Origin of the sequence: Rhizobium sp. RU36D (assembly GCF_900176345.1) — a bacterium.
In the GTDB taxonomy this organism is placed as follows: Bacteria; Pseudomonadota; Alphaproteobacteria; order Rhizobiales; family Rhizobiaceae; genus Allorhizobium.
Genome location: NZ_FWXU01000008.1, coordinates 221,908 through 248,315, shown reverse-complemented (window position 1 = coordinate 248,315; position 26,408 = coordinate 221,908). Strand labels below are relative to the sequence as shown.

27 protein-coding genes and 2 tRNA genes are annotated in these 26,408 nt (G+C 61.2%); 7 read left to right on the top strand and 22 right to left on the bottom strand.

Annotated elements, in window-relative coordinates; genetic code table 11:
- Positions 1 to 108 precede the first annotated feature (108 nt).
- The 4 genes from rfbF to B9A97_RS12970 all read left to right on the top strand — a co-directional run bounded on the left by rfbF (position 109) and on the right by B9A97_RS12970 (position 4,091).
- Positions 109 to 879 (top strand): glucose-1-phosphate cytidylyltransferase, encoded by a 771-nt coding sequence (gene rfbF, locus B9A97_RS12985; protein WP_084365760.1) that lies wholly within the window; start codon positions 109 to 111, stop codon positions 877 to 879.
- Positions 873 to 1,445 carry a dTDP-4-dehydrorhamnose 3,5-epimerase family protein gene (locus tag B9A97_RS12980; protein WP_244564211.1) on the top strand — a complete coding sequence of 191 codons (573 nt, stop codon included), beginning with the start codon at positions 873 to 875 and terminating at the stop codon, positions 1,443 to 1,445. The genes rfbF and B9A97_RS12980 overlap by 7 nt, the downstream gene beginning before the upstream one ends.
- Positions 1,442 to 2,668 carry a class I SAM-dependent methyltransferase gene (locus B9A97_RS12975; protein ID WP_084365758.1) on the top strand — a complete coding sequence of 409 codons (1,227 nt, stop codon included), beginning with the start codon at positions 1,442 to 1,444 and terminating at the stop codon, positions 2,666 to 2,668. Before B9A97_RS12980 ends, B9A97_RS12975 begins: the two co-directional genes overlap by 4 nt.
- 163 nt (positions 2,669 to 2,831) lie before the next feature.
- Positions 2,832 to 4,091 carry a glycosyltransferase family 2 protein gene (locus tag B9A97_RS12970; protein WP_084365757.1) on the top strand — a complete coding sequence of 420 codons (1,260 nt, stop codon included), beginning with the start codon at positions 2,832 to 2,834 and terminating at the stop codon, positions 4,089 to 4,091.
- A gap of 53 nt (positions 4,092 to 4,144) precedes the next feature.
- On the opposite strand, the gene B9A97_RS12965 is transcribed toward B9A97_RS12970, so the two are convergent.
- From B9A97_RS12965 to B9A97_RS12895, 15 genes are all read right to left on the bottom strand, one after another.
- The gene (locus B9A97_RS12965; protein WP_084365756.1) at positions 4,145 to 4,864 is read right to left on the bottom strand and encodes a WbqC family protein; all 720 of its coding nucleotides are present in this window, start codon (positions 4,862 to 4,864) and stop codon (positions 4,145 to 4,147) included.
- Between the two features lie 92 nt (positions 4,865 to 4,956).
- A complete protein-coding gene (locus tag B9A97_RS12960) occupies positions 4,957 to 5,709 on the bottom strand; it encodes a cephalosporin hydroxylase family protein (RefSeq protein WP_084365755.1) in 753 nt (250 codons plus the stop codon).
- Between the two features lie 47 nt (positions 5,710 to 5,756).
- Complete coding sequence (locus tag B9A97_RS12955) at positions 5,757 to 6,920, bottom strand: DegT/DnrJ/EryC1/StrS family aminotransferase (protein WP_084365754.1); 1,164 nt, start codon at positions 6,918 to 6,920, stop codon at positions 5,757 to 5,759.
- The gene (locus tag B9A97_RS12950) at positions 6,917 to 8,071 is read right to left on the bottom strand and encodes a glycosyltransferase family protein (RefSeq protein ID WP_084365753.1); all 1,155 of its coding nucleotides are present in this window, start codon (positions 8,069 to 8,071) and stop codon (positions 6,917 to 6,919) included. The genes B9A97_RS12955 and B9A97_RS12950 overlap by 4 nt, the downstream gene beginning before the upstream one ends.
- Positions 8,072 to 8,247: 176 nt before the next feature.
- Entirely contained in the window at positions 8,248 to 8,586 is a 339-nt protein-coding gene (locus tag B9A97_RS12945) for a protein tyrosine phosphatase family protein (RefSeq protein ID WP_084365752.1), read from the bottom strand.
- 198 nt (positions 8,587 to 8,784) lie between these two features.
- Positions 8,785 to 8,860 (bottom strand) — tRNA-Phe (locus B9A97_RS12940).
- A gap of 193 nt (positions 8,861 to 9,053) precedes the next feature.
- Complete coding sequence (gene yacG / locus B9A97_RS12935; RefSeq protein WP_084365751.1) at positions 9,054 to 9,266, bottom strand: DNA gyrase inhibitor YacG; 213 nt, start codon at positions 9,264 to 9,266, stop codon at positions 9,054 to 9,056.
- A gap of 6 nt (positions 9,267 to 9,272) precedes the next feature.
- Complete coding sequence (locus B9A97_RS12930; protein ID WP_084365750.1) at positions 9,273 to 9,893, bottom strand: Maf-like protein; 621 nt, start codon at positions 9,891 to 9,893, stop codon at positions 9,273 to 9,275.
- 36 nt (positions 9,894 to 9,929) lie between these two features.
- Positions 9,930 to 10,148, bottom strand: a complete 219-nt coding sequence (gene infA / locus B9A97_RS12925; protein WP_004435948.1) for a translation initiation factor IF-1 — start codon at positions 10,146 to 10,148, stop codon at positions 9,930 to 9,932.
- 118 nt (positions 10,149 to 10,266) lie between these two features.
- Positions 10,267 to 10,746, bottom strand: coding sequence for an arsenate-mycothiol transferase ArsC (locus tag B9A97_RS12920; RefSeq protein WP_084365749.1), 480 nt, complete (start codon positions 10,744 to 10,746; stop codon positions 10,267 to 10,269).
- A 6-nt stretch (positions 10,747 to 10,752) separates the two neighbouring features.
- Positions 10,753 to 11,226 (bottom strand): UPF0262 family protein, encoded by a 474-nt coding sequence (locus B9A97_RS12915; protein ID WP_084365748.1) that lies wholly within the window; start codon positions 11,224 to 11,226, stop codon positions 10,753 to 10,755.
- Between the two features lie 3 nt (positions 11,227 to 11,229).
- A complete protein-coding gene (hisD, locus tag B9A97_RS12910) occupies positions 11,230 to 12,528 on the bottom strand; it encodes a histidinol dehydrogenase (protein WP_084365747.1) in 1,299 nt (432 codons plus the stop codon).
- A gap of 89 nt (positions 12,529 to 12,617) precedes the next feature.
- On the bottom strand, positions 12,618 to 13,055 hold the full coding sequence (locus tag B9A97_RS12905) for a DUF2948 family protein (protein WP_084365746.1): 438 nt from the start codon (positions 13,053 to 13,055) through the stop codon (positions 12,618 to 12,620).
- Between the two features lie 108 nt (positions 13,056 to 13,163).
- A complete protein-coding gene (gene murA / locus B9A97_RS12900; protein ID WP_084365745.1) occupies positions 13,164 to 14,456 on the bottom strand; it encodes a UDP-N-acetylglucosamine 1-carboxyvinyltransferase in 1,293 nt (430 codons plus the stop codon).
- Positions 14,457 to 14,567: 111 nt separating this feature from the next.
- Positions 14,568 to 14,792: a hypothetical protein gene (locus B9A97_RS12895; protein ID WP_084365744.1), complete on the bottom strand. Its 225-nt coding sequence runs from the start codon at positions 14,790 to 14,792 to the stop codon at positions 14,568 to 14,570.
- Between the two features lie 198 nt (positions 14,793 to 14,990).
- Between B9A97_RS12895 and B9A97_RS12890 the strand changes: the two genes are divergently transcribed.
- A tRNA-Thr gene (locus B9A97_RS12890) sits at positions 14,991 to 15,065 on the top strand.
- Between the two features lie 219 nt (positions 15,066 to 15,284).
- Here B9A97_RS12890 and B9A97_RS12885 read toward each other — a convergent pair.
- Genes B9A97_RS12885 through B9A97_RS12865 form a run of 5 tightly spaced genes read right to left on the bottom strand, consistent with a single transcriptional unit; the run spans position 15,285 to position 20,277 of the window.
- Positions 15,285 to 15,623, bottom strand: a complete 339-nt coding sequence (locus tag B9A97_RS12885; RefSeq protein WP_084365743.1) for a slr1659 superfamily regulator — start codon at positions 15,621 to 15,623, stop codon at positions 15,285 to 15,287.
- Between the two features lie 29 nt (positions 15,624 to 15,652).
- Complete coding sequence (locus tag B9A97_RS12880; RefSeq protein WP_244564207.1) at positions 15,653 to 16,198, bottom strand: slr1658 superfamily regulator; 546 nt, start codon at positions 16,196 to 16,198, stop codon at positions 15,653 to 15,655.
- Between the two features lie 4 nt (positions 16,199 to 16,202).
- On the bottom strand, positions 16,203 to 18,584 hold the full coding sequence (locus B9A97_RS12875; protein ID WP_084365742.1) for a SpoIIE family protein phosphatase: 2,382 nt from the start codon (positions 18,582 to 18,584) through the stop codon (positions 16,203 to 16,205).
- Positions 18,581 to 19,756 (bottom strand): class I SAM-dependent methyltransferase, encoded by a 1,176-nt coding sequence (locus tag B9A97_RS12870; protein WP_084365741.1) that lies wholly within the window; start codon positions 19,754 to 19,756, stop codon positions 18,581 to 18,583. Before B9A97_RS12870 ends, B9A97_RS12875 begins: the two co-directional genes overlap by 4 nt.
- Complete coding sequence (locus B9A97_RS12865; protein WP_084365740.1) at positions 19,756 to 20,277, bottom strand: hypothetical protein; 522 nt, start codon at positions 20,275 to 20,277, stop codon at positions 19,756 to 19,758. Before B9A97_RS12865 ends, B9A97_RS12870 begins: the two co-directional genes overlap by 1 nt.
- A gap of 235 nt (positions 20,278 to 20,512) precedes the next feature.
- On the opposite strand from B9A97_RS12865, the gene B9A97_RS12860 reads away from it, so the two are divergent.
- Positions 20,513 to 21,418: a PP2C family protein-serine/threonine phosphatase gene (locus B9A97_RS12860; protein WP_179145279.1), complete on the top strand. Its 906-nt coding sequence runs from the start codon at positions 20,513 to 20,515 to the stop codon at positions 21,416 to 21,418.
- Positions 21,419 to 21,439: 21 nt separating this feature from the next.
- On the opposite strand, the gene B9A97_RS12855 is transcribed toward B9A97_RS12860, so the two are convergent.
- Entirely contained in the window at positions 21,440 to 22,216 is a 777-nt protein-coding gene (locus B9A97_RS12855) for an inositol monophosphatase family protein (protein WP_084365738.1), read from the bottom strand.
- 135 nt (positions 22,217 to 22,351) lie between these two features.
- Positions 22,352 to 22,810, bottom strand: coding sequence for a helix-turn-helix domain-containing protein (locus B9A97_RS12850; protein WP_179145278.1), 459 nt, complete (start codon positions 22,808 to 22,810; stop codon positions 22,352 to 22,354).
- Between the two features lie 375 nt (positions 22,811 to 23,185).
- Between B9A97_RS12850 and B9A97_RS12845 the strand changes: the two genes are divergently transcribed.
- Complete coding sequence (locus tag B9A97_RS12845; protein ID WP_084365736.1) at positions 23,186 to 26,407, top strand: alpha-1,4-glucan--maltose-1-phosphate maltosyltransferase; 3,222 nt, start codon at positions 23,186 to 23,188, stop codon at positions 26,405 to 26,407.
- Position 26,408 lies beyond the last annotated feature (1 nt).

The window sequence follows — 26,408 nt, the reverse complement described above, 5'->3', positions numbered from 1 at the left end:
CCTGCAATAGAGCATTTGCAGGCGGGTTGGGGACATGGCGTTATCAAGATCGCGTAGCGGAGCGCGGGCAAAAGCCCGGCTTTCGACCGGGTTGCGGGGGATTGTGGCATGAAGGCCGTGATCCTTGCAGGCGGTCTTGGCTCGCGCATCGCCGAGGAAACCCATCTGCGGCCCAAGCCGATGATCGAAATCGGCGGCAAGCCGATCCTCTGGCACATCATGAAACTCTATCACGGCCACGGGATCCGCGACTTCATCGTCTGCTGCGGTTTCCGCGGCTATGTCATCAAGGAATACTTCGCCAATTACGGCCTGCACATGTCGGACATGACGTTCGATCTGGCTGAGAACCAGATGCAGTTCCATCGCAAAAGCGCCGAAAACTGGCGTGTGACGCTTGTCGACACCGGCGAGAATTCCATGACTGGCGGACGGTTGAAGCGCGTTGCGCCCTATCTGCGCGATGAGGAAGCGTTCTGTTTCACTTACGGCGACGGGGTCAGCGACGTCGATATCGGCGCCACGATCCGCTTTCACAAGGAACATGGCCGCGACGCGACCGTGACCGCCGTGCGTCCTCCGGCCCGTTTCGGCGCGCTCAAGCTGACCGGCGACACGGTCGAGGGCTTCATCGAGAAGCCTGAAGGCGAGGGCGGTTTTATCAATGGTGGCTTCTTCGTTCTGTCGCCGCGCTGCATAGACCGGATCGAGGATGACAACACCATCTGGGAAGGGGGCCCGCTGACCGGGCTTGCCAGCGATGGCCAGCTCAAGGCCTATTTCCACCAGGGCTTCTGGCAACCCATGGACACTCTGCGCGACAAGAACCTCCTGGAATCCCTCTGGTCGAGCGGCAATGCGCCGTGGAAGAGCTGGTAAGCGTGGCCGGACGGTTTGAATTGATCTCGGAAGCGCTTGGCGGCGCAAAACTCCTGCGCCGCAAGAAAATTGCCGATGACAGGGGCTTCCTGTCACGGCTTTTCGAGCCCGACGATCTTGAGGAACTGGGCTGGTCGGGTCCGGTGGCACAAATCAACGAGACCGGAACTACCACCAAGGGCACCTTGCGTGGCTTCCATTTCCAGCATCCGCCCTTTGCGGAAACCAAGCTGGTCGCCTGCACAGCAGGTGCGATCTATGACGTCGCGCTGGATCTGCGGCGCGGCTCTCCGACCTTTCTCCAGCATTTCGGCGTGGAACTGTCGGCCGAAAACGGCTGCTCCTTCCTGATCCCCGCCGGTTTTGCCCATGGCTTCCAGACCCTGACCGATGATGTCCGCATGATCTATGCCCATTCCGCGCCCTACAGCGCGCAGTCGGAAGATGGGTTGAACTGCCTTGATCCGACGATTGGCGTGACATGGCCGCTGCCGGTCAGCGTGATCTCGGAGCGCGACAAGGCCCGCCCCATGGTTGACCGCGGATATCAGGGAGTGGCCGCATGAAGTGCCGTCACTGCCAATCCCAAAACATGAAGCCGTTTCTTGATCTCGGCAGCGCCCCGCCGTCGAATTCCTATCTGACGCGCGAAGCCCTGTCCGGCCCCGAAACGTGGTATCCCCTCGTCATTCGCGTCTGTGGCGATTGTCTGCTGGTGCAGACAGAGGACTTTGCTTCCCGCGAGACCTTCTTCTCGGAAAACTACGCCTATTTCAGTTCCTTCGCGACATCCTGGGTTGATCACGCCCGCCGCTATGTCGCCGATATGACGGAGCGTTTCGGGCTCGGCCCGTCGTCGCGGGTCATCGAGGTGGCCGCCAATGACGGCTATTTGCTGCAATGGGTCAAGGAGCGCGGCATTGCCTGCCTCGGCGTGGAGCCGACGGCCAGCACGGCGGCGGCGGCGCGGCAAAAAGGGATCGAGATCGTCGAGGAATTCTTCGGCGTCGACCTAGCGCGCGATCTCGTTTCCAGGGGATGGCAGGCGGACCTGACGGCGGCGAACAACGTTCTGGCCCATGTTCCAGATATCAACGATTTCGTCAGCGGCTTTGCCACCCTCTTGAAGCCGACGGGTGTGGCGACCTTCGAATTCCCGCATCTCCTGAACATGATCGCTGAGGCCCAGTTCGATACGGCCTATCACGAGCATTATTCCTATCTGTCGCTGACGGCGGTGGATCGCATTTTCAGGGCTAATGGGCTTTCGGTCTTCGACGTGGCCACCACGCCCTGGCATGGCGGAAGCTTGAGGGTCTTTGCATGCCGGAGTGATGCGTCGGCCCATCCACGCAGCGCCAATGTCGATCGGGTCCTGGCCGAGGAAGCCGCAGCCGGGCTGCTGGATGCCGACAGCTATGGCGCGTTCCAGCGGGCGGCTGAGCGCGTTCGCAATGATTTCCTTGAATTCCTCATCGATTGTCAGCGTAGCAATATTTCGGTCGCGGCTTACGGAGCTGCGGCCAAGGGTAACACGCTCCTGAACTTTGCGGGCGTGAAGGCGGACATGATGTCCTTTGTTGTCGACAAGAACCCGGCAAAGCAGGGCCAGTTCATGCCCGGCAGCCGCATCCCGATCATGGATGAAAGTGCCATCCGTGAACAGAAACCCCAAAGGATCGTGATCCTGCCATGGAACATTCAACGCGAAATCAAGCAACAGCTTTCGTATATCAGAGACTGGGATGGGAAGTTCGTGACAGCGGTCCCGAGCCTCACGATCGACTAGAGGTCGCCGTCGCCAAGCTCGCGGAAGTCAGGGCAAGCCTGATCGAGGACAGGGCCGACCTGGCTCCCGACCAGGCAATCGAAGAGAAGCAATAAAATCAGGCCCAGATGTTGGCCGTCGGGACCTGCGCTATAGCGTGGTCTGAAAAGCATGGAGAACGGGCATGGCCGGAACGCCGAGACTGTCGATTTGCGTCCCCTCGCGCAACCGCCAATACTATTTCCAGAAGACGATCGAGGGTATGATCCGCAATCCACGCCCCGATGTGCAGTTCATCTTTGCCGACAATTCCGACGATCCCTCGATCATGAACGACTACATGGCGGCGGCGAAGAAGGATCCGCGGGTCATCTACCTTCCTTCAGGCGACCATACCTATTCGATGATGGAGAACTGGGAGCGCACGGTCGCGGCCTCCACCGGTGACTGGGTGACCGTGATCGGCGATGACGACCATTGCGAGCCCGATGTCATCGACGCCATCAACCGCTGCACGGAGCAGCTTCCGGATCTGGAAGCGCTGAGCTGGGGCTGCATTTCCTATCGATGGCCCACGCCTGATGAGCCTCAGGCGCCCGTCGGCGTGCAACTGCATGCAACGACGATCGAGGTGACCCAGGACCATGCCGTCGACCGCATGTTCCGCTGGGTCGATGCCCGCGTCGTTCCGACGTCTGGCTTTTCCATTTATCACTCGGCGATTTCGAGGGAGTTGCTCGAGCGGATCAAGCGCCGCTATTGCGGCACATATTTCGAATATCCCAATGTCGATTACGAGATGGCGATGAAGGTCATCCACACCGGCCGCCGTTTCGTCTATTGCCAGCGCCCGTTTTCTGTCATGGGAAGTTGCCCCCAATCAAACTCCTTCGCTGTTGCGCGTCCCAAGGATTCCGTCAAAAAGAACGAGACCTTCACCAAGGAAGCAAGGCGTAACATCGACGAAGATGAACAGGTCCGCGACTTCCCCTTCAAGATGGATGTCGGGATGACCGGCGCCATCGGCATGACGCAGCATTGGTTCAAGAAGAAGTACAAGGTCAACGTCAAGGACTGGGAAATCAATTTCGCCAAGGCCTGTGCCTTCAACACTGGGGTCTATGGCGAGCTTGAGGCGTTCGAAGAATCGCGCGCCCGCTACACCAAGGCCTTCAGCATCTGGAAGGAAGGGCGCTTCCTGCAATATTACCAGCCGGAGTTCAAGGCGCAGGAAAAGGGACTGGCCGTGACGGGGTTCACCGATGACGTGGTCTATATCAAGACCGATGCGCTGGGGATCGAGACGCCGGCCGAACTGTTCGACATCGTCAATGCAATCAGCCATCCGCCTGCGCATCTGGACATCAACCTGCAAAAGCCGACGAACAAGATGATTTCCGAAGCCGAGGCGATGGCGCTGGCGCTGAAAAAGCGGCGGGCCTGAGGCGTTAAGCTCTTGAGATGCCTGGAGTATCCAGGCATCTGCAATGTCGATGATCAGCCTTCGCGACGCTTCAGGAAGTCCCGCCAGTCAATGATGCGCGGCTTCAGGTAGTCGCGAGCTTGCGGGCCGGTATGGGCGATCAGGTCGAGGATCGTCACATAGGGCGTAAAGTCGCCTGGACCCTGCGGCCAGGGCGTTAGGCTGTAATCGATATAGTCCACGGCAACGTCGGCTGCATTGAAAGCCTCATGGTCGAGATAGCGTGCGGCGCCATGACCGGTCAGGTATCGCTTACCGTCGACGCGTTCGACCATGGCAAGCACGCGCGGCCACGAACTGCCTTCGATCTCCAGGCCACTGCTGCGCGCGATCGTTCTGCCGGGGGAAATGCCGAGATAGCGTGCGGGTATGTCGATGCTCGCCATCAGCAGGTCGCAGAGATTGTCGTGTCGATAAACCTCGTCCAGGATGGTGAGCGCCTCGCCGAGATAAGGCGCGTCGCGCAGGGATTGTCGCAGGAGGTCCCGATGCCCGCGCCGCCAGTCGCTTCCCTGGGCCTCCAGGTCGGCAATTCGCTGGAAGCTGCCCTTGCCGGCCAAGGGAACCGTCATCCAGCGACGGCCATCCGGAAACTTGACCTGGATACGATTGGTGAAGCTGCCCTTGGAGAATTGCGCATCATCTAGATGGATATAGACATCTGCTAGGGATAGCTGCTCGAAGAAGCCCGGCCAGGGAAACAGCATGGGCTGCGAGATGACGACTGTTGTCATGCAGGGAGGTCCGAAAGCACGCGTTCCAGAAAGAGCACGTCACGGCCCTTTCCATCGATATCGACGAAGACTCGGTATGCAAGGACACGATGTCAGGGACGAACGCACCTCATATACCCCCCCGGAGAGCTCGACAGCACCAGCTTGCCGTTGATCACGTCATCCGGCACGAAGCGCTCGGTTTCCTTGAGGTAATCATGAAGCGCGGTTAGCGGCTCGTCGCCCGGGTAGAGCACCTTGGACCGCTTGGTGGGAACCTGTTCCGGTCTGCTGCGGCCGAGAAGCGTGTCGGCAACAACCAGATACTGACCCTCCGTGACCAGCGGTGCATAGTGGCGGAGTTCGTCCAGCACATGGGCACGGCTATGATCGCTGTCGAGGATAACCATAACCGTCGCACCTGCGGGGATCGACGCCTTGACCTTGGCCATGGTTTCCGGCGCCGTAGACGGCCCCTCGATCAGTTCAACGCGGTGCGCCAGCGGGTGGGTTTCGATCGCCTGCCGGTTGTGGGCGCGGATATCGATATCGACGCCGACCACCTTGCCCTTGCCGATCAGTTGTAGGAGGGACGCCTGGAAGATCATCGAGCCGCCGCGGGCGACGCCGGTCTCCACAATGACGTCGGGCTTGGTGGCCCAAATCACTTCCTGGGTCGCCATCACGTCTGCCGGCATCTGGATGATCGGCAGGCCCATCCACGACCAGAGATAGGAGTAGTCGTATTTGTCCAAGGTGACGATCGTATCCAGGGCCTGGTTGAAGGCGGCCTCGTCCTGGCCGAGCGCAAGGCTCATCTCGCGCTTGCGAGCTTCGAATTCCTGGCGATCGTCTTTGGTGGTCATGAAACTGGCAAACCTTATTGGGATACGGATACGAATGCGGCTTGGGTTTAGGCAGGGCGCTTGCCGCGGCGTTTCGATGGGAGGCTGGAAGCTGCTTCTCTCGCTTTGGAAACAAGCGCAAGCATGATGCCCGATACCCGCGCGATGTCGTCCTCGCTCATGTCGTGGTAGCTCGGCAGATTGATCGCCCGGCCGGGAATGTCATAGGCATGGACATTTTCCAGCTGCGGCGTGAACATCGGCAGGCTGGACAGCGGATAGAAGAAGACCCGGGCATCGATGTTGTCGGCCGTGAAGGCGGCCATCATGTCCTCCCGCGAAATGCCGAGTTCGGGTGCCAGGACAGCGGTCGGCATCCAGGCGCCGTTCACTGTGCCAAGCGGCTCCGGATTGAGCGAGATGCCGTCGATGCCTGCGAGATAAGTGCGGTAGCGAGCGAAAATCTCTCGCTTGCGCGCGGTCAGTTCCTCGATGCGCTCCATCTGGGCGCAACCGAGAGCCGCAGCGATGTTCGGCATCTTGTACTTGAACCCGACGGCATCCGGCCAGAACTGCTTCATCTGATGCCGGGAACGGCCGTGATTGCTCAGCATCAGCACCTTTTCATACAGCGCTTCGTCACTGGTGACGAACATGCCGCCTTCGCCTGTCGTGATCGTCTTGGTGCCGTGAAAGGAGAAGGTGCCGAACAGGCCGACCGAACCTGCGCGCCGGCCATGGGTAACTGAACCCAAGGCTTCGGCGCTATCTTCAATCACCGCAATGCCATAGCGCTTGCCGATATCCATGAGGGCATCGATGTCGGCAAGGTTGCCATAGATATGAGTGGCGATGATCGCCTTGGTCCGCGGCGTGATCGCCCTTTCCGCAGCCTCAGGATCGATGCACCAGCTGACGGGATCGATATCGACGAAAACGGGTGTGGCGCCGAGATGCGTCACAGGCGCGGCGGTCGCAATCCAGTTGGTATCCGCGAGGATCACCTCGTCGCCAGGACCCACGCCCAGCGCGGCAAGGCCCATGTGCGTGGCGCCGGTGCAGCTCGACGTGGCGATGGCGAAGCGGGTTCCGAGATGCTCGCGAAACTGGCTTTCGAGCCTGATGATGTAGTCGTAGCATTGCGGTCCCCAGCCATTGGCGGCTGCGTCCGTGGCATACTGGACTTCAAGCGCCGTAATGGATGGTTTTGTATAGAGAATGCGCGCGTTCATGCCGCGGGTACCAGACTGTTCGGGTTGGCGCTTTCCATCAGGAGTTCGGGATTTTCCGTGATGATGGCAATGGGGGTCATCATCATCTTCACGACCCGATAGAAGTCCTGGGCCGTGCGGGCGCCGCCGATGAAGCGATCGACCAGCAGGGTCTTGCCATAGACGCCGCGGCGCGTATCGGCCGGTGGCTGGCTGAGATACTGCGGCTGGAACCGGGGCGCCAGTTCCGCACCACCGGGCATCCGGTGGAAGGCGGCGTAATAGCCCTGGCATTTCGGCAGGAAGGCGGCATTGTCATGTTCCAGCATGCAGTCCAGCATGCAGGCACGCACGAAATCTTCGTTGAAGCCGTTCCACTCCGCGCCGAGCTCATGCAACACGCGGGCCTGCACCTCGGCGATCGCGGCGGTGAGCCCCAGGCTCGCATCGAAAGGAAAGCCCTGCAGGGCCGAGGGAATGCGGCGCGCGCGGAAGGGCTCGATGCTGGCGGCCGAGAGCGGCCGGTTGGCCAGCGCAAATCCGCCGGCAAAGACGGCTACTCGCGCTGCCCACTCATATTGCGGCACCGGTGTCAGCCAGCTGAGCGGCCCGGTGGCGACAAGAATGGCATCCCTCAGGCTGCGCTTGATTGCGCCATGGTAGAGGCCGAAGGGCATGCGCGGCGTGCGCTGGCATTCGACCCACTGGAAGAAGGCCTGCAGCATCTGTGTCTTGTCCACCTCCGACACGTGGTGCACGATCGGCAGGGGAACATTGGTCTTGATGTGTGGGGACGCATCGGGCGCGATCTGGAAGGCATTCCAGGCCAGGGCATCGGCATGCGGATATTCCCGCTCGACATAGGGCAGGAGACTGGGGAAATCGGGCTCCAGCATGTCATCGGGATAGACCAGCGTGATCCAGTCGCCGGTTGCCGCTGTCGCCGCATGGAGCCAGAGGCCGGCGGCCGACATATTGGCGGAAGCGGGGGCCAGAAGCTTCAGCCGGCTATCCCTGTCGGCGATTTCGCTGAGTGTCGTGATATCGGCCGCATCGAGATAGGCAACGATGATGTCCAGATCCGAAGCCCGGTTTTCCAGCAGGGCACCGACAAGATGAAGTGGTGGCGAAACGCCCGGTTCGACGGGAATGCAAACGGATAGCTTCGTCATGCCTGGCCTCTCTTCGCTTTGCCGCCCCATGTCGGGGTCGCTCCCGGCATGCCAAGCGGGCTCCACAGGCCACGGCCGCGCCCTTGTTGGGGCCGGCCACGGATCTGGAGCTATACCGGTCTAGCGGTCAAAACTTGAGCGAAGCTTTGCTCTGTCTCGGGAGGCACGTTCCTGCGTCAGCCGCCAAATTGCTGCGCCATCTGGTAGAGCCCGGCGCATCGCTGCCCAGATGCGCAGAAGGCCAGCACGGGACCCTCGGTCTCATTGAGAAGGGCGCGCAGTTTGCGGGCCTGCTCCATCGGCACGGCCGGCCCACCGACGGGAATATAATGCACGGCGATATTGCTCGCTTTGCCAGCGGCCTCGATTTCCGAGAACTTCGGCTGCCCCCATCCCTCGCCATCCGGCCGCATGCAGATGACAGCGCAATAACCGGCCTCGGCCGCTTTCGAGATATCCGCCGGACGCAATTGCCCGGTAACGTGAAAATTGGGGGTGATATCGCGGACCTGCATGGAGATACCTTTGAGCGTTGGGATACCCCAATTACATAGGTATTTTAATATGTATCTGCAAGTGCTGAGGCAGTGCTATATCGATCTGTGCGATCCGGCATACAGTTCCCACCGGTTAGACGTTGGCTCACGGACATCGAGCGCCTAAAGCAAAAACGTACAGCACGCATAGAACAAGACATTATGGGTGAAAATGAATGGTGCCCGGAGGCGGATTTGAACCACCGACACGCGGATTTTCAATCCGCTGCTCTACCAACTGAGCTATCCGGGCATCCGGCCTCTGAGAGACCTATTGGCCGTTTCCGGCCGGTCGAGGCGCTGTGTCCCCGGGAGCGAGCGGGGTTATAACATCTTGTTCGGACATGTCCAGCGCTTGCGCGCACTTTTTTGAAGAACATGTGAAAAAGGTGGAAAAGGCAATGCGAACAACGGGATCGCAGGCCCCGTCGCCGCCGGGAGGGGCGTCAGTTGCGCCCGTCTTCGTCTGCGCTGGACTCGTCATCCGCCACCGGAATGGCATAACTGCCCTTCAGCCAGCGTGACAGGTCGAGGTTTCGGCAGCGATCCGAGCAGAAGGGGTAATTCTCCCGGGTCGACGGCCTGTTGCATTCGGGGCAGGGCCGGGTCTTGCGCAAGGGTTCGATCTTGGCGCTTCGGCTTGGATTGTCATCCTGCATTGTCGTCTAGCCTTCCATCCATCCGCTATGGATGTCGAAGCCCTCTCCGTTGAGCAGTTGCGCGGTTTCAAACAAGGGCAGACCCACCACGTTGGTGTAAGAGCCCACCAGTTTCTGAGCGAAGCTGCCGGCAATGCCCTGGATGGCATAGGCGCCGGCCTTGCCGCGCCACTGGCCGGAGGCGAGATAGCTTTCGATATCCTGACCGGACAAACGCTTGAAGCGCACCTTGGTTTCCACGATCTTCTGGCGAACCTTGCGGTCCGGGGTCACCAGGCAGATGCCGGTGAACACCCAGTGGCTGCGTCCCGACAAGAGATGCAGGGCGGATGAGGCCTCCTCGATATATTCAGCCTTGGGCAGAATGCGCCGGCCGACGGCCACGACGGTATCCGCGGCGAGGATGTAGCTGTCACGCCACATCGGCTCGCCCTTGATCTCCTTCAGCGCCGCTTCCGCCTTGTCTGTCGACAGTCGGCGGGCCAGGGAACGCGGATGTTCCGATTTCTTCGGCGTCTCGTCGAGATCCATCGGCATCAGCCGCGTGGGCTCGATGCCGATCTGTCGGAGCAGGTCGAGCCGTCTCGGCGAACCGGAGGCCAGTATCAGCTTCTGTCTCAGCTCCATGATGCCTCTGATATGCTGGTGCGCAGAACGGGCGGCTTACTTGAAGCGATAGGTGATACGGCCCTTGGTCAGGTCGTAGGGGGTCATTTCCACCAGCACCTTGTCGCCCGCCAGAACGCGGATACGGTTCTTGCGCATGCGGCCTGCGGTGTGGGCAATGATTTCATGTTCGTTTTCGAGCTTTACCCGGAACGTCGCATTCGGCAGCAATTCCGTGACGACGCCGGGAAATTCGAGGACTTCTTCTTTAGCCATAGAGGGGTTGTCTTCCTGGGTTTTGGGCATGCCGATCGGGCCGCCTTAAAATGTGGGCGGAAACTACACAATCGGGGCGCTTTTGTGAACCTTGTAGATCGGGCTTTTGGAATTTGTTTCAAGAACCCACGCCGGGGGCGTTTTCGCCATGCAGCAGACGCTCCTCGATGAGCCGGGACAGGCGGTCGCGCACCTCTCGATAGGCATCCAGGATCTGCTCGCGCGTGCCCGTTGCCACCGTCGGATCGGGCATCGGCCAGTATTCCACATCCACCGCGTTGGATCGGGTGAGTTCCAGCGCCGCATGATGGGCTTCCGGCGCCAGCGTCACGATGAGATCGAAGAAGTCATCCTCCAACTCATCAAGGGATTGCGGCTGCCTGCGGCCGAGCGACAGTCCGATTTCCTCCAGCACCGCATCAACGAAAGGATCGCGCTCCCCATGTCGCACCCCGGCGGACGCCACATAGGTGCCCTGGGGCATGATGTTGCGGGCGATCGCTTCGGCCATGGGCGAGCGGATGGAGTTCATCCCGCACATAAAGAGAATGGCGCCCGGTCTTCTGCTGCCGCTCTCGGATGCGCCTGGTGCCGCCATCAAGGGCTAGCCCCGCCAGTACAGCACGCAGACCAGCGTGAAGAGACGCCGCGCGGTATCGAAATCGAGCTTAATCTTGCCGGAGAGCCGATCCATCAGCGTCTGCGAACCGTCATTGTGGATGCCGCGGCGGCCCATGTCGATCGCCTCGATCTGGCTTGGCGTCGCCGAGCGGATCGCCTCATAATAGCTTTCGCAGATCATGAAGTAATCCTTGATGATCCGGCGAAACGGCGTGAGCGAGAGGATATGGGTGGCGACGTCCTCGCCGGCCTCGGTCTTGATGGCGAAGACCAGCTTGCTGTCGATCAGGGACAAAAGCAGCTTGTAAGGTCCACCCGCATGGCCGACAGGCTCGAAGCGGTTGTCCTCGATCAGGTCGAAGATGGCGACCGCCCGCTCGTGTTCGACATCGGGCGTCGAACGGCCGATGGTGTCGTCCAGCACGACGTCACAGAGCCTGAAGTCGCCCTTTGCCATCCCTTACTCCGCGAGATTGAGCCGGATGGCGACGGAGCGACCGTGGGCGTCCAGCCCCTCGCTCTTGGCAAGGGTGATGGCCGCCGGCGCGAGCAAGCGAAGCTGCTCGGGTCCGAGCCGCAGCACGGAGGTGCGCTTGACGAAATCCATGACGGACAGGCCGGAGGAAAAGCGCGCCGAGCGCGCCGTCGGCAGCACGTGGTTCGATCCGCCGACATAATCGCCGATCACTTCCGGCGTGTGACGACCGACAAAGATGGCGCCGGCATTGCGGATGCCCGCCATCAAGGCATCGGGGTCGTCCACGGCCAGTTCCAGATGCTCGGCGGCAATGCGATTGGCAAGCGGCACCGAATCTTTCAACTGTTCAACATGGATGATGGCGCCGAAATCCCGCCAGCTTGCGGTGGCCGTTTCTGCGCGCGAAAGCGTCTTCAGCTGACGCTCGACGGCGGCTTCAACCGCCTTGCCCATGTCGACGCTGTCGGTGATCAGGATCGATTGCGCGCCGGGGTCATGCTCCGCCTGCGCCAGCAGATCGGCAGCGAGCCAGTCCGGATTGTTGTTGCCATCGGCGATGACGAGAACTTCCGAAGGGCCGGCAATCATGTCGATGCCGACGGTGCCGAAAACCTGGCGCTTGGCGGCGGCCACATAGGCATTGCCAGGCCCGACGATCTTGGCGACCGGGGCGATGGTCTCCGTGCCATAGGCCAGCGCGGCTACGGCCTGGGCGCCGCCGATGCGGTATATCTCCTCAACGCCGGCGATGCGCGCGGCAGCGAGCACGGTCGGGTTGATCGTGCCGCCCGAGGCCGGAACTACCATGACGATGCGCGGTACACCGGCAACGCGGGCCGGCACGGCATTCATCAGCACCGAACTCGGATAGCTCGCCGTGCCGCCGGGCACATAGAGGCCGACCGCTTCGATCGCGGTCCAGCGTGATCCCAAGCCGACGCCGATCGCGTCCTCGTAGAAATCGTCCTTGGGCATCTGGCGGGCATGGTGCTTTTCGATCCGCTCGGCGGCGAGCTTCAGGGCATCCATCAGTTCTGGGGAAATCCCGGCCACCGCCGCATCGATTTCGGCCTCCGTCACGCGCATCGGCGAGACGGAAAAATCGATGCCGTCAAAGCGCAGGGAATAGTCGGCCAGCGCTGCATCGCCGCGCATGCGCACCTCATGGATGATGGTTTTCACCACCGCATTGACGTCTTCCGACACTTCGCGCTTGGTCGTCAGGAAGGCGGAGAACCGCTCGTTGAATTCCGCCGATGACTGCTCGAGCCAGATTGCCACTCTCGTCTTATCCTCTTCATGCGGTCCGCATCGGGACCGCTCGTCTTGTCGAACCTCTGCCCCTTGAAGGCGCGGGCCGCGGGATGGCCTCAATCGCCGGGATGGCTGGGTTTGTGGCTGGTTTCCCACGCGCCGCCGGTATCGGCAAGCTGCAGTTCGATACATTCCATGTCGAGCGCGATCATGCCGCCGCCCGACAGCACCAGCTCCATCGTGCCATCAGGGCCTTCGCCCTGCTGCATGAAGCGCAGGGCAAGAAGGCTCAAGATCTCCGTCGGCTTGCCGCGGTCAAATCCGATGGAGCGCACGGAGGCCACGCGCTTGAAGGTCAGCACCGCACGGCGCCGCTCGAAATTCTTCCGCTGGCCCTCGGCGGCTTCCCAAACGAAGCGGTTGACCGCGAGCGAAAACTGCTGCGACTTCGGCAGGAAGGAAATGTCGCCGACGCGCAGAACCGCATCCTGCACATGGGCGGATATGACCGCCAGATCGTCCTGATCGAGTGCCTGAAGCTTGAGACTGGTCATTCTATCGCCCCACTGGACCGAATGCCTGCCTCGGTCCCTCTCATCACGACATAGGTTGCTGCGGCGCCGGAAGCAACGCGTTTCCGGGGCCACACGGCAAAATTCCGGCTATTCGCTGACGCGCTCGACGATCGCGCCGCACCGGGTCAGCTTTTCCTCCAGCCGCTCGAAGCCGCGGTCGAGGTGATAGACCCGGTTGACGATGGTTTCGCCTTCCGCCGCAAGGCCGCCGATGACAAGCGAAACCGATGCGCGCAGGTCTGTCGCCATGACCGGCGCGCCTTTCAGCCGGCTCACGCCTTCGATCCGCGCCGTCTGGCCGTTCAGGCTGATTTTGGCGCCGAGCCGGGCCAGTTCCTGCACATGCATGAACCGGTTTTCGAAGATCGTCTCGGTGACATGCGAGACGCCCTTGGCCCGGGTCATGAGACCCATGAACTGTGCCTGCAGATCGGTGGGGAAGCCGGGGAAGGGCTCGGTGACGATATCGACGGGGCGGATGTCGTCGCCATGGCCGATCACGCGGATGCCGCCATCGACCATGGTGATCTCTGCGCCGGCGCGGCGGATGGTCTCCAGCGCCGTTTCCAACAGCGTGCCGTCGGTGCCCTGCAGCGTCACGTCGCCGCCGGTCATGGCGACCGCCATGGCATAGGTGCCGGTCTCGATGCGATCCGGCAGCACGCGGTGGCGCGCGCCCGAGAGGCTGGAAACACCCTCGATGGTGATCGTGGAGGTGCCGGCGCCGGAAATGCGCGCACCCATGGCATTGAGGCAATTGGCGAGATCGACAATTTCAGGCTCACGCGCGGCATTGCCGATCACGGTGGTGCCGCGGGCCAGCGACGCCGCCATCAGCATCACATGGGTGGCGCCGACCGAGACCTTGGGGAAGGTGTAGTGCGCGCCGATCAGCCCGCCCTTCGGCGCGGTGGCATTGATATAGCCGCCATCGATTTCCATCTGGGCACCCAGGGCGGCGAGACCCTCGATGAAAAGGTCCACGGGGCGCGTGCCGATGGCGCAGCCGCCGGGCAGCGAAACACGGGCTCTGCCTTCGCGAGCAAGCAGCGGACCGATGACCCAGAAGCTGGCGCGCATCTTCGACACCAGCTCATAGGGCGCGGTGGTATCGACGATGGTGCGGCAGGTGAAATGGATGGTGCGGGCATAGGAGCCGTCCTGGTGCTCGCGGCGACCATTGACCGAGACATCGACGCCGTGATTTCCGAGGATGCGCAGCAACTGCTCGACATCTGCCAGATGTGGCACGTTTTCGAGCGTCAGGGTATCGCTGGTCAGAAGCGAGGCGATCATGAGGGGAAGGGCGGCATTCTTGGCGCCCGAAATCGGAATGACGCCGTTGAGCCTGTTGCCGCCGACTATCCTGATGCGATCCATGTGGTGCCTACGGGCTGTGCCCGCCTTTCTCTATGATTTTGTCCCTGTACGGGACGAATGGGCGTCTTTAGACGAAAAGGCCTTGGGGTTCAATTCGGCGCGTGCAGAGCGTCAATCCCCGGCCTGGGAGGAGGTGGCCATGGCCGCAGAACCAGGGGATGCGCCAGGCAGGCCTTCCGTCTCATCGGCATCACCGGCCCGGCGGGAGCGCAGCTGCTGTTTCCGGCGCTGCAGGTTTTCGCGCAGTTTCTGCGCCTGGCGCAGCCGGCGGCGCTCGGCCTCCGTGGGCTGTGCCATGACAGGCGATGCCGCTGCGGGCACCGATTCGTCAGTCATCTCGGTTTTTCCACCTGATACAGGAATGCGCTGTTTATCATCCATGGCGGCTGCATAGCGGAAAACGGCCAGAAACTAAAGACTTCCACGAGATTTGCAGATTAGTTCACAGCATCTGCGATTTGCGGCTTGCGCTCCCCGTCAAGCTATGGCAATAGGCGGCTCGCTTGCAGCGGCTGACACGCCGCTTCGCAACTGGCTGCTATAGCTCAGGGGTAGAGCACTCCCTTGGTAAGGGAGAGGCCGAGAGTTCAAATCTCTCTAGCAGCACCATTTACCTTCAACAGATACAATGACTTGCCCTCGAAATCCGGATACGGATTTTGGTCCGTTGGGGGATTCGGCGCAGGGCAAAGCGAGACAAGCCTGACGGAGGCCGCTGGGAACGGCGCCGCCGCGGCAACTGCGCCGCACACGCAATTATCCCTAAGCCTTCGCCGCGGGGCGCCGAAGGTCAATCAGCTAACGATCGGGCGGGGAGGCGGACGGGTATCAGCCGATGGTCAGTTGGACGGCTGGATAGAGCTTCTTGAGGTTGGGCAGCGATTTCGACTGCCACGGGATTTTCGATGATCCCTTGACCGCCAGCCCGACCTGCGGCTGCTTGCGGACCTCGATCGTGAATTTTGCGAGCAGGTTGATGCCGGAGCTGTTGAGGAACTGCAGTTCCGTGAGATCGAGCGTGATCACCTCGGGCTGGGATTTGAGGACATCATCCATCAGTTCCAGGATGGGAGCATAGGCCTCCGTGCCGGACAGGCGCATCGTTCCCTCGTAGTGGATCGTCGCTTCTTCGCGCCACACGCGGTATTCCTTGGTCTTGATGTCCATAGTAGGGGTCGTCCTTGCAAAAATATCTATCAAAGAGGTAGCGCGGCCTGGGTTTCCAGCCGCACGAGACCCTTGTCGCCCGCATCCTCGAATGCCCAGCTCAATTGGGCACCATAATCATTCATCAGCGTCAACAAACCAAGCCCGGAACTGCTGGAGTTCGGATCGGCGGCATTCTGCTCGATCCGCTCGATCAGCAATTCGCCTGGATCGCGTGCCAGGAGTTCGGTGAGCAGCGCTTTGAACCTTTCGGCGGTCTCGGGCCGGATCAGGTTGTTGACCGTGACTAGGAATGTCCCATCGCCGAGCGCGGCCCTGACGCTGATATCACTCGGGGCGCGAAACTTCACGCTGTTTTCCAGAAGCTCGTTGACCATGTAGCTGATGCCATGGCGCGCCTCATTGGCATCGTGGCCCGATGCCTTGAGGCTCGCCACGAAGAAATCGCCAATGAAATCCGACGTCAGGCTGCAATGATGCCAGCTGATGCCCAGTTCGCCCTCGGTCAGCTTGAGATTGCAGACATGCGCCTGATCTTGCTGACCGATATCGTTGCTGCCGAAAACCTCTGCCATGTGCTCAGCGATGCCTCATCACTACGAGAGTTATGTCGTCGTGTACCTTCTGGGTGCCGATATGGGCCATCAGGTCGCTGATGATGCCCTTGACGATGACCTCGGCGCTGCCGCCCCGATAGGCTTCGGCACTGTCGCAAAGCCGGTCCAGGCCGAACAGCTCGCCCTCAGGGCTTTCGGCTTCCGTCACGCCGTCTGTATAGAGAATGATGATGTCGCCGGTATCGAAGTCGATCTCCATGCTGTCGACGAAGGGCGAGATGTCGCCTTCCAGCCCGATCGGGAAGCCGAGATTGCCGGTATCGATCCGCTCGACCTTGCCGGTCTTGCGCACAACAAGCACCTCCTCGTGCTGCCCGGTCAGCGTCACCTTCTGGTCTTCGTAGTCGAGGAAGGCAAGCGTCAGATGCTTGTCGGATTCCGTCCGGGCGATGTTCTTGTAGATCGCGCGGTTCAGCACTTCGAGGAAATCCTTGGCGTCGCCGCCACCCTTTTCCTGCAGCGCCCGCGCCACGGATTGCACCATCAGCATCAGCACGCCGCTTTCCAGCCCGTGGCCGGTGACGTCGCCGATGCCCACCTTGATGCGGCCGCCATCCTGCAGCACGTCGTAGTAATCGCCGCCGACCTCATCGGCCGGCTGCATGAAGCCGGCGATCTCCACTTCGGCGATGCCGTCGAGCTCCGCCACTTTCGGCAGCACCATGGACTGGATCTGGCGCGCCACGTCGAGTTCGGCGCCAAGCCGCAGGTTTTCGTTCTTCAGCCGCTCATTGAGCGTGGTGATCTCGTGGTTGGCCTGCTCCAGCGCCCGCGTGCGCTCATCGACAAGCCGTTCTAGATTTTCAGTGTGGTAGCTGATTTCCTCGGCCATGCGGTTGAAGGCGACACCCACCTCGCCGACCTCGTCGCGTGTGGGCACGTTGACGCGCACCGAATAGTCCTTGTTCTGCAGCCGGCGCGCTGCCTCCGCAAGCGCGCTGAGACCGGCGGTAATGCGGCCGGATACGGCGAAGACGGCGACGAAGACGATCGCCAGGCTGACTAGGACCGCGATGATCTGGTAATTGACGATCCGCGAGGTGGCGTTGGAGATCCCCTCCTGTGCCGCCATCAGGGAGCCATAGATCTCCTGTTCGGACACCACGAAGCCAAGCGTCATCGTGTCTTTCACGATGGTCTTGCCGTCCCAGAGATTGCCCGGCCGCAACTGCTTCAGCACCACGAGATGGGGCACCTCCACGCCGTCACGATTCAGCATCACATGCAGCAATTGGGTGTGCTCGTCAGACGGTAGCGCCAGCGCTGCGATTGACGGCTGGGTGGAGTTGCGCAGTGAGCGGTCCACGCCCGTCACGCCCTGGCCACTCTGGTCGCTGGACTTGAGGCCCAGCGTCTTCGTGCCAATTTCGTTGGTCGCAATCACATTGCCGTTCGACATCGCCAGGAAGCCGAAGCCAGTTTCCGCGATGGCGACGCTTTCGACGAGATCTGCAAGTTGGTCCAGCGTCACATCCACGGCGGCCATGCCGGCCACGTCCTTGCGGTCCTGGGTCCAGAGCGGGTGGAAGAAGCTGACGATCAGCTTGCCGGTGATCGCGTCGATATAGGGTGCGGTCGTGACGATCTGGGATGCCACCGGCCGCGACGCGGGGTTGGCGATCCAGGATTGCCAGCCCTCATAGACGCCGGGGAAGAAGAAATCCCAGAAGTTCGGCCCGCCATTATGACCCGGATAGAGCTTATCGAAGGTCTGTGCCTGCTCGGAATAAGGCGTCGCCCGCATGATCGAGGCGTCCTTGGGACCGACATAATACATCTGCAGCTTCGGTGCGCCGGTGTTCATCAGGGCAGGCCCGATGAGGCTTAGAATGGCGCTGTTGCGCACTTCCTGTTCCGCCGCGGGCACGGGTCGCTTGTCCTGGTCGAGCAGATAGCCCCAGACGCTGACGGCGGAGGGTGCGCCTGCCTGGTTCTGCGCCCATCCACCCTTGGTGTCATAGGCGAGCGGCGTGGTGAAGGCGGGGCTCGACTCGAAGGCGCGACCCACGGCGTTTTCGACATCGGGATTGTCGATCAGCGTCTGCATCGTGTTTGCGAGCGTGGTGACGTCTGAGTGGACACGGTCCAGCAGCAGGTCGGCGCGCAGCGCGGTCGCTTCGATATAGGTCTTCAGATATTCCTGGTTGGCCTCGGTCAGGCCCTCACCGACCTGATTGGCCGCATCGCGCGAGAGATGCTGCACGTTCCAGATAGCGATGCCGCCGCTGAGGAGCAGGTCGAACAGGACAGCCGCGCCCACCACCAGGATGAACTTCGCCCGGAAGCTGCGCGCCGACCAGCGCCCCACTTTGGCCGTCTGCTGTTGGGAAATTGCGTCGGTCATAGCGGTTTCCGTCCCGATGCCACCCAAATCGGCCAGCCGGCATATCCCTTGGGATGCAGCGCCGCGAAGATGTGGTCGTCGAAGCCGCGTTTGAAGCGCTCGATGAATTCAGGGCTGTCGCCACGCTGGTTGGCCATGTCGCCTGCGAAAAGGTTCTTCCAGGACTCGATGATGTCGGCGAAGTCTTGCGGATCGCCATCCATATTGGTCACCATGAAGCTTTCCATCTGCACGTCGTCGAAGCCGGTATCCATCAGCAGGCGACGGCTCTTCGGGCCGCATTCGATGTCCATCTTGAAGTGATGCCAGAGCTTGGCCACCTCGTTATAGGTCCACTGGATGGTTTCGCCGCGCGGCTCGCCGAGGCAGTGGGAGTTCTTCTCGTTCGTCACATAGACCCGCCCGCCCGGCTTGCAGATGCGGAACAGTTCCTTGAGGATCAGCTCCGGCCGGTCGAACACTTGCAGCGAATGGCGGCATGTGACGAAGTCGAACTGGTTGTCTTCCAGCAACATGTCCGAGGCGTCGCCGTAGATATATTCGATACCGTTGATGCCGAAGTCAGACGCCACCTTGCGGGCATAGGCGAGGCTGGAGCGCGAATGGTCCAGGGCCACGAGGCGGGCCGGCTGGAATTCCTTCTGCAGCAGCACGGCGAAATCGCCGATGCCACAGCAGATATCGGCAATGTTCAGGCCGGGCCGCATGCCGTGGCGCGGCAGGATGCTCTTCTCATGGCGCCAGGTCATCTTGGTCTGCGTGCGCAGAACATGGATGAAGTCGCTGTTTTCGACGAATGACTGGCCGGGATAGAAATCGTTGTCGTATTTCTCGACATTGATCTTGGCATTTCGCTCGCGCAACGCGCCGAACTTGCGCGTCGACCAGCCGACCACGCTGGAGGTCACGACGGTGATCCTGAGATCCGGCCGCTCGTCGCACAGTCGCACCAGCAGCCCGCCCAGCACGTGGAATGCCAGATTGTTCAGCCGCACCAGCCGCTTGACATTGACATAGATGGTGCCGCGCATACCCGCGACGGCGGTCTCGACCATCTTCACGCAGCTGTCAAGTTCCTCCGCATATTGCGGCCGCATGCTGCCGCTTATGGACAGTTCCTGATTGTTTTCATCGAACCGGAACGAGAAACTGGGTTGAGATTGTCTCGACATCAATGTTCCCTCGGCTCCAAAGCCAGGTCTATGGTGATCTTGATCATGCGATCGCCTGTTGGGACCACGGAGATCTTGGCAGCATAATCGACCGCGAGTTCCAGCAGGCCGATGCGCGGGTCGAGCGCGTCTTCGGAAAACAGCATCTGCCGATAGCGTTCCACGACCTCCCCATCGTTGATCAGGGCCACGGCGGTCGTGTAAAAACTGATCTGCTCGTCGCTGCAGGGGACGGAAAGCTCGATGCGATCCAACTCGCCCTTGCGCGCAACCCGGCATAGAAAGTTTCCGTCCTCGCCATGGGTGCGGAAGACGGTTTCCAGCAATTCGTTGAATGCCGAGGAGAACAGATTGGAGTAAAACAGGCTGTCGGACCTGTTATGGCTCACCATGCGCGCGATGTAGGACGACATCCGGTCGCAATGACTCCAGTCGGACGCGAAGGTGCGGATATCCATGTCCAGTTCAATCAGCGACGCAAAGCCGCCCGAGGTAGACTCTTCGATATTCATGGATGTCATTACGACCATCTTGATGCAAACAGCATGATTTAAGCGGTGCAAAACCGATAGGCAATGCACTGGTGTAAGTCAACGACCGGAGCGGGTGCAACCTCCAGCAGATGCGAAACATCCTTGCCGATCGGGACAGTATGTCATAAGCAGCGGAGAAGATTTTACTAGCTTTGACCTGTTTTCCGACCATATCGGCGTCGGCCAAATTTGGTCATATACGGCGCTATCCGGAGCATGGACGTTGGACCAGATTGAACCTTCGATCGACCAGACGATTGCTGAACTGCGGGCGGAAATCGAGCGGCTTCGCGCGGAAAACGAAGATCTTCAGCTTCTCTACGAGGCGACGATCGAGCACGGAGAGGCGGTCGAGGACCAGCTGGCGGAGAGCAATATCCTGCTCAAGGAAACGCAGGAGCGCCTGGAAGAGGAGCTGCACGATGCCGCCCGCTACATCTTCTCCCTGCTTCCTGAGCCCCGCCCGTCCGATCCCGCAACAGAGTGGCTGCTGGTTCCCTCGACCGAGCTTGGGGGCGATACCTTCGGCTATCACGAACTCGATCGCGATCACTTTGCCATCTACCTGCTTGATGTCTGCGGACATGGAGTCGGTGCGGCCCTGCTCTCGGCATCGGTGATCAACGTATTGCGGGCGGCGACCCTGCCGCAGGCGAATTTTCGCGATCCCGCCGCGGTTCTCGCAGGGCTGAACGACGCCTTTCCGATGGAAAAGCAGAACAACATGTTCTTCACCATCTGGTACGGCGTCTATCATCGTCCGACCCGCACGCTTTCCTATGCCAGCGCCGGGCACCCTCCGGCCTTGTTGCTGCGCAATGATGCGGCAAGTGACCTTCCGACATCCTTCGTGCTGGAGGGGGGAGGGCTCGCCATCGGCGCCTTTGCCGGCATGGCCTATGACGCACAGCAGATCCAAACGCAGCTCGGCGACCGGCTGATTGTCGTGAGCGACGGCACCTTCGAGGTCGGCGGCGAGGCGGGTGAAACCCTGGGCTTTGCCGATCTGGAGCAAACCTGCCGCAAACCCGGCGGCGACCGGCCTCAAACAGTCCTTGACTGGGCCCGCGCCTGCCACGGGGCCGAGACCCTGCCGGACGATTTCACGCTGCTGCGCGTGGAGTTTTGATATCGGCAATAGCCGACGCGGTTAGTTCTGCTGGATCTCCGGCGACAAGGTCTCCATCGCTGCCATAAGGGCAGGGGTGCCCGTGGCAATCCAGGGATATCCCGAGCTTTCGTCCAAGCCGATCCTGACATCCAGACCCGCTTCCCGGCACAGAACCGCGCCGCCGGCAAGATCCCACATGGTGGATCGTCTCTGCAGATATCCATCGAAGATCCCGCGCGCCGCATAAACGAGGGATACGGACGTGCAGTGAAACGCCTCCAACACCCAGCCGCTGCGGCGTAGGCCAAGCTGTACAGCGGTTGCGGGATCAAGCTCATCCACGGGACTGTCACCGATTGACATGACCCGGATATCTTCGAATGGCACGACCCGATCCATGCGATGGCCGTTGCGCATCAGGCCCGTGCCATCGGCCGCGGCAAAGATCTCGCCCGCGACGGGCATCGCCACCACACCGAGTTCCGGCCGTCCTGCGCGCACAAAACCAAGGGAAATGCCCCAGATCGGGGATCCCCGAAGAAAATTGCTGGTGCCGTCGATGGGATCGATGACCCAGTAGGCACCGTCCATCTCGCCGCCCATCTCCTCGCCGACGATGGTTTCGCCTGGAAAGGCCTCGGCCAGGCGACCCCGAATGAGCTTTTCGACTGCCACATCGGCTTCCGACACGAAATCCTGCGCCTTCTTGGTGCGGACATCGATCGAGCCGCGGCTTTCGAAATAGCGAAGCGCCGTCTCCGCTGCCTCCTCGACAATCTCGGAGGCACGGGCAAGACGGGCTTGATTGGCAGTCATCAGGTGGCTCCTGTCGAGGGGTGGCCGAGGCGTCGCATCAGCGTTTGGTGGCCCGCTCTCTACCGTGCTGAGGCGGCCACAGGCAAGGCGAGATGGACGCCTTAATCGTATTGCCTTTTCCACCCGTTCAGCGGCTCATGAGAGCCGCTGCTGGTTCATCGTCTCGAAGGATTTGATCGCGCCGATCGCCGTTGCATGGTCGCGGCCGCCGAAGGCCCGTCCAATATCAGCAAAGGACAGCTTGAAGTTCTGCCGGATCTCCCACATCAGCAGGCGCCGCGCTGCCGCGATCTCCTTGTACGAGGATCGGCCGATCACATCACGATAGGACACGCCAAGTTCTGCGCAGCGCCGCTTGATATAGGCTACTTCCGGACGGACGGCCATGTTGGCCAGGTGGAACTGGTAGGCCCTGACATGGGCGTCGAAGCGGATATCCGACGTGCGCCACAAAGGCGTTTGCCTTGACACATGCACCTGCTGGCGCGAGGCCCGGGCCTGGCGGACGGCGGCTGCATAGCGCTCCTGACGTTGGCGGTGCGCCTTCTTCAGTTGCTCTTGATAGGGAGTCAGTATCGGAAGCTGCAAAGACATGGGTGATCCATCGCATTGCGTCCGCGGACCACGAGGCCACGGGACGTCTGATGTGTTGACGGAGGTTGCGCGGTCAAATTTGCCGGTCATGGCTGCCGCACGCATCAAAGTTCAGCGATCCAGCCGCAAGGGACACAAGGTCCATGATCGCTAACCATAAATGATGAGGATGCTGCCCGTTTTCAAGGGTCCGACGCTCACGTGAGGTGACGCAATCGCGCCGCCTCCGGCCTGGAGTCCCATCAAAAACGGGAACCACATCGCCGCCCGGGTGTTAGCAACCCTGAGCGATGGAGGCCCAGGCATGGCGACAAAATATCATCACCAACAGAGGTCACACCCGGGATTGGCAAGATCGGCTGACGGGGACGCTGCATGAACCGCGTCCGTCCTGTTGTGAGCCTGCCCCGCATTTACTACGTCAATCCGCTGATGCTCGGGGGACCTGCGGATTGGCGCGCCGTCTTCGACCATGCGGCCGACCTTGGGTTCAATGCCGTCCTTTCCGCTCCCCTTTTCAAGCGCGGCGCCACAAACAGCGTGTTTGATGCCGGCGATCTTGAGCGGACGGACCCACTACTCGGTCTTGCCGCTCCGATCGAGGATGCGACCGCGCAGCTCTCCGAAGTGGCGGATAAGCGCAACCTCGCTTTCATGCTGGACCTCGTTGTTCATCCGACCCAGCAACCAGATCGTCCGCCGGCACTGGATCCCCGCAAAGCCCCAACGGCAACCGGCGGTTCCTGGCATATGCTCGATGCGGAAGCCGCGGATCAGCGGCGCGCCGAGTGGCGTGATCGCGTCCGGCGGCTTGCAGCCACGGGCGTTACTGGTTTCAGATGCCTCGGGCTCGACCTCGTGCCGGCCGAGGTCTGGGCAGACCTGATCGCAGGCTCCGCGAAGACGGATCGCCCCCCGACATTTCTGGCTTTCACGCCAGGCACGGATTTCGCGCTCAGGCGTCGGCTGTCCGAAATCGGCTTCAGCGGATGTTTTTCGTCTTTCGGCTGGTGGGACCTGAAGGAGAGCTGGTTCGAAGAGGAATACCGGCTGCAGCAGGCTTTCGGCCTGCAGGTTCATTTCCCGGAAGCACCCTATGCCAAACGTCTTGCCCATGGCATGGATGGGCGCGAACTGCTGGAGCGTCGATCGATCCGCGCCCTGCAGGTGGCGGCCTCGCTCGAGGGCGGGCTGCTCATCCCCATGGGTTTCGAATTCGGGTCCAGCCTGCCGCTTGATCCGACTTATGGCAATGGCGCCGGGCTGCGCGCGTTGCGGGAGGGCGGCTCCTTCGATCTCTCCGGCGAGATACGCTCGGCCAACACCGCGCTTGCACGTATCGAGGCGACAGGTACGCCCTCCGCCATCGGCATCGATGCCAATGGTCCGATAACCGTCGTGACGAAAAGCGATGCGGCAGATCCGCGACTGGCCCAGGCCATGGATCTGGTGATCGTCAACCGTGATCTGCGGCGGGCAATCACGCTGCCCCGCCCGGCCTTGCGCGAAATCGCCTCGCCGTTCCTGCCCAAACTGGACAAGGCTGGCGGCAAGCTGTTGCCGGGCGAGGTACGGCTGCTTGCGACCAGTAAAGCTCCGGCGATTAAGACCGCCGCTGCCGAGCTGACCGCCGCAGAAGCGGCGGTATCGCCACGGATTGCGATCGAAAAGATCACCCCTTCGGTGGATGGCGGCCGGTTTCCCGTCAAGCGCGTGGTCGGCGACATCCTCACCGTAGAGGCAGACATCTTTGCCGATGGGCATGACGTGCTCGCCGCGGCCCTGTTCTTCCGTGCGGAGGATGAGGAAACCTGGCGCGAAACCCGCATGGTCCTGGTCGAAAACGACCGCTGGCGCGCCAGCTTCCCGCTCGACCGCAACGGTCGCTACGAATTTTCCGTGGAAGCCTGGAAGAACCCCTTTGCCATCTATCGATACGAACTCGGAAAGAAGCATGAGGCGCGGCTCGACCTTCGCCTTGAGCTGATGGAGGGCGAGGCGCTGGTCGAGCGCGCTGTGGTCGATCCCGCATCATCAATCAACCCGACTGCCAAGGATGAACTGGCCGCCGTGCTGGAGCAGTTGCGCACCGTCGATGAGCGCCGCAAGACCGAAATCCTGCTGTCCTCCTATGCATCTCGCCTGATGGATCTCGCCGACCGGCGTCCCTTCCGCGTGCGCTCGGCAACCCATACCGTGGATGCGGAACGTCGGCATGCGGCCTTTGCCAGCTGGTACCAGATCTTTCCCCGCTCGCAGAGCGGCGACCCAAATCGCCATGGCACCTTCGACGACGTCATCGCCCGGCTGCCTGAGATACGGGAGATGGGCTTCGACGTCCTCTACTTCCCTCCGATTCATCCCATCGGGCAAACCAATCGCAAGGGGCGCAACAACAGCCTGATTGCCGGCCCGCAGGATCCCGGAAGCCCCTATGCCATCGGTTCGGCCGAGGGAGGGCACGATGCCATCCATCCTGAACTCGGGACATTCGAAGACTTCCGCCGACTCGTCCAGGCGGCGGCGAAGGAAGGGCTGGAGATCGCGCTCGATCTTGCCATCCAGGCATCACCCGACCATCCCTGGCTGAAGCAGCATCCCGGCTGGTTCGATTGGCGACCAGATGGCACCATTCGCTATGCGGAGAACCCGCCGAAGAAATACGAGGACATCGTCAACGTCGATTTCTACGCGAAGGACGCCGTTCCCGCGCTCTGGATCGAGCTAAGGGAAATTGTCGAGCTTTGGGTAGAGCAGGGCGTCTCGCTGTTTCGCGTCGACAATCCCCACACCAAGCCCCTGCCGTTCTGGGAATGGCTGATCCGAGACGTGCGCGCTCGCCACCCGGGCGTGGTGTTCCTGTCGGAGGCGTTCACGCGGCCAAAGGTCATGTACCGCCTGGCTAAGGTCGGCTTTTCCCAGTCCTACACCTACTTCACCTGGCGCAACAGCAAGTGGGAGCTGGAACAATATATGCGCGAGCTGACCGAGAAGGAGCCGCGGGAGTTTTTCCGGCCCCACTTCTTCGTCAACACCCATGACATCAACCCGGACTTCCTGCAGAACGCCCCCCGGCCTGCCTATCTGATCCGCGCGGCGCTGGCCGCGACCCTCTCAGGCCTGTGGGGCGTCTATAACGGCTTCGAACTGTGCGAGGGCCGGCCGGATGCCAAACGCAAGGAATATGCCGACAGCGAGAAATACGAGATCCGCGCCTGGGACTATGATCGGCCCGGCAATATCAAGGCCGAGATTGCGATGCTCAACCGTATCCGGCGGCATAATCCTGCGCTGCAATCCCATCTTGGCCTCACCCTGCTCAACGCCACCAACGGCAATGTGCTGTTCTTCGAAAAGGCGAGCGCCGGTCGGCACAATATCGTGCTGGTGGCCATCAGCCTCGATCCGAGTGCGGTGCAGGAGAGCGACATCGAAATCCCGCTCTGGCAGTTCGGCAAGGACGATGGCGGCAGGCTCGATCTCGAAGACCTGATAGGCGGCAATTCCTTCAGTTTTAACGGAAAATGGCAGAGGCTCAGGCTCGATCCGGCCCAATTGCCTTTCGCAATCTGGCGCGTGCGCGCCGGGGAGGTATGAT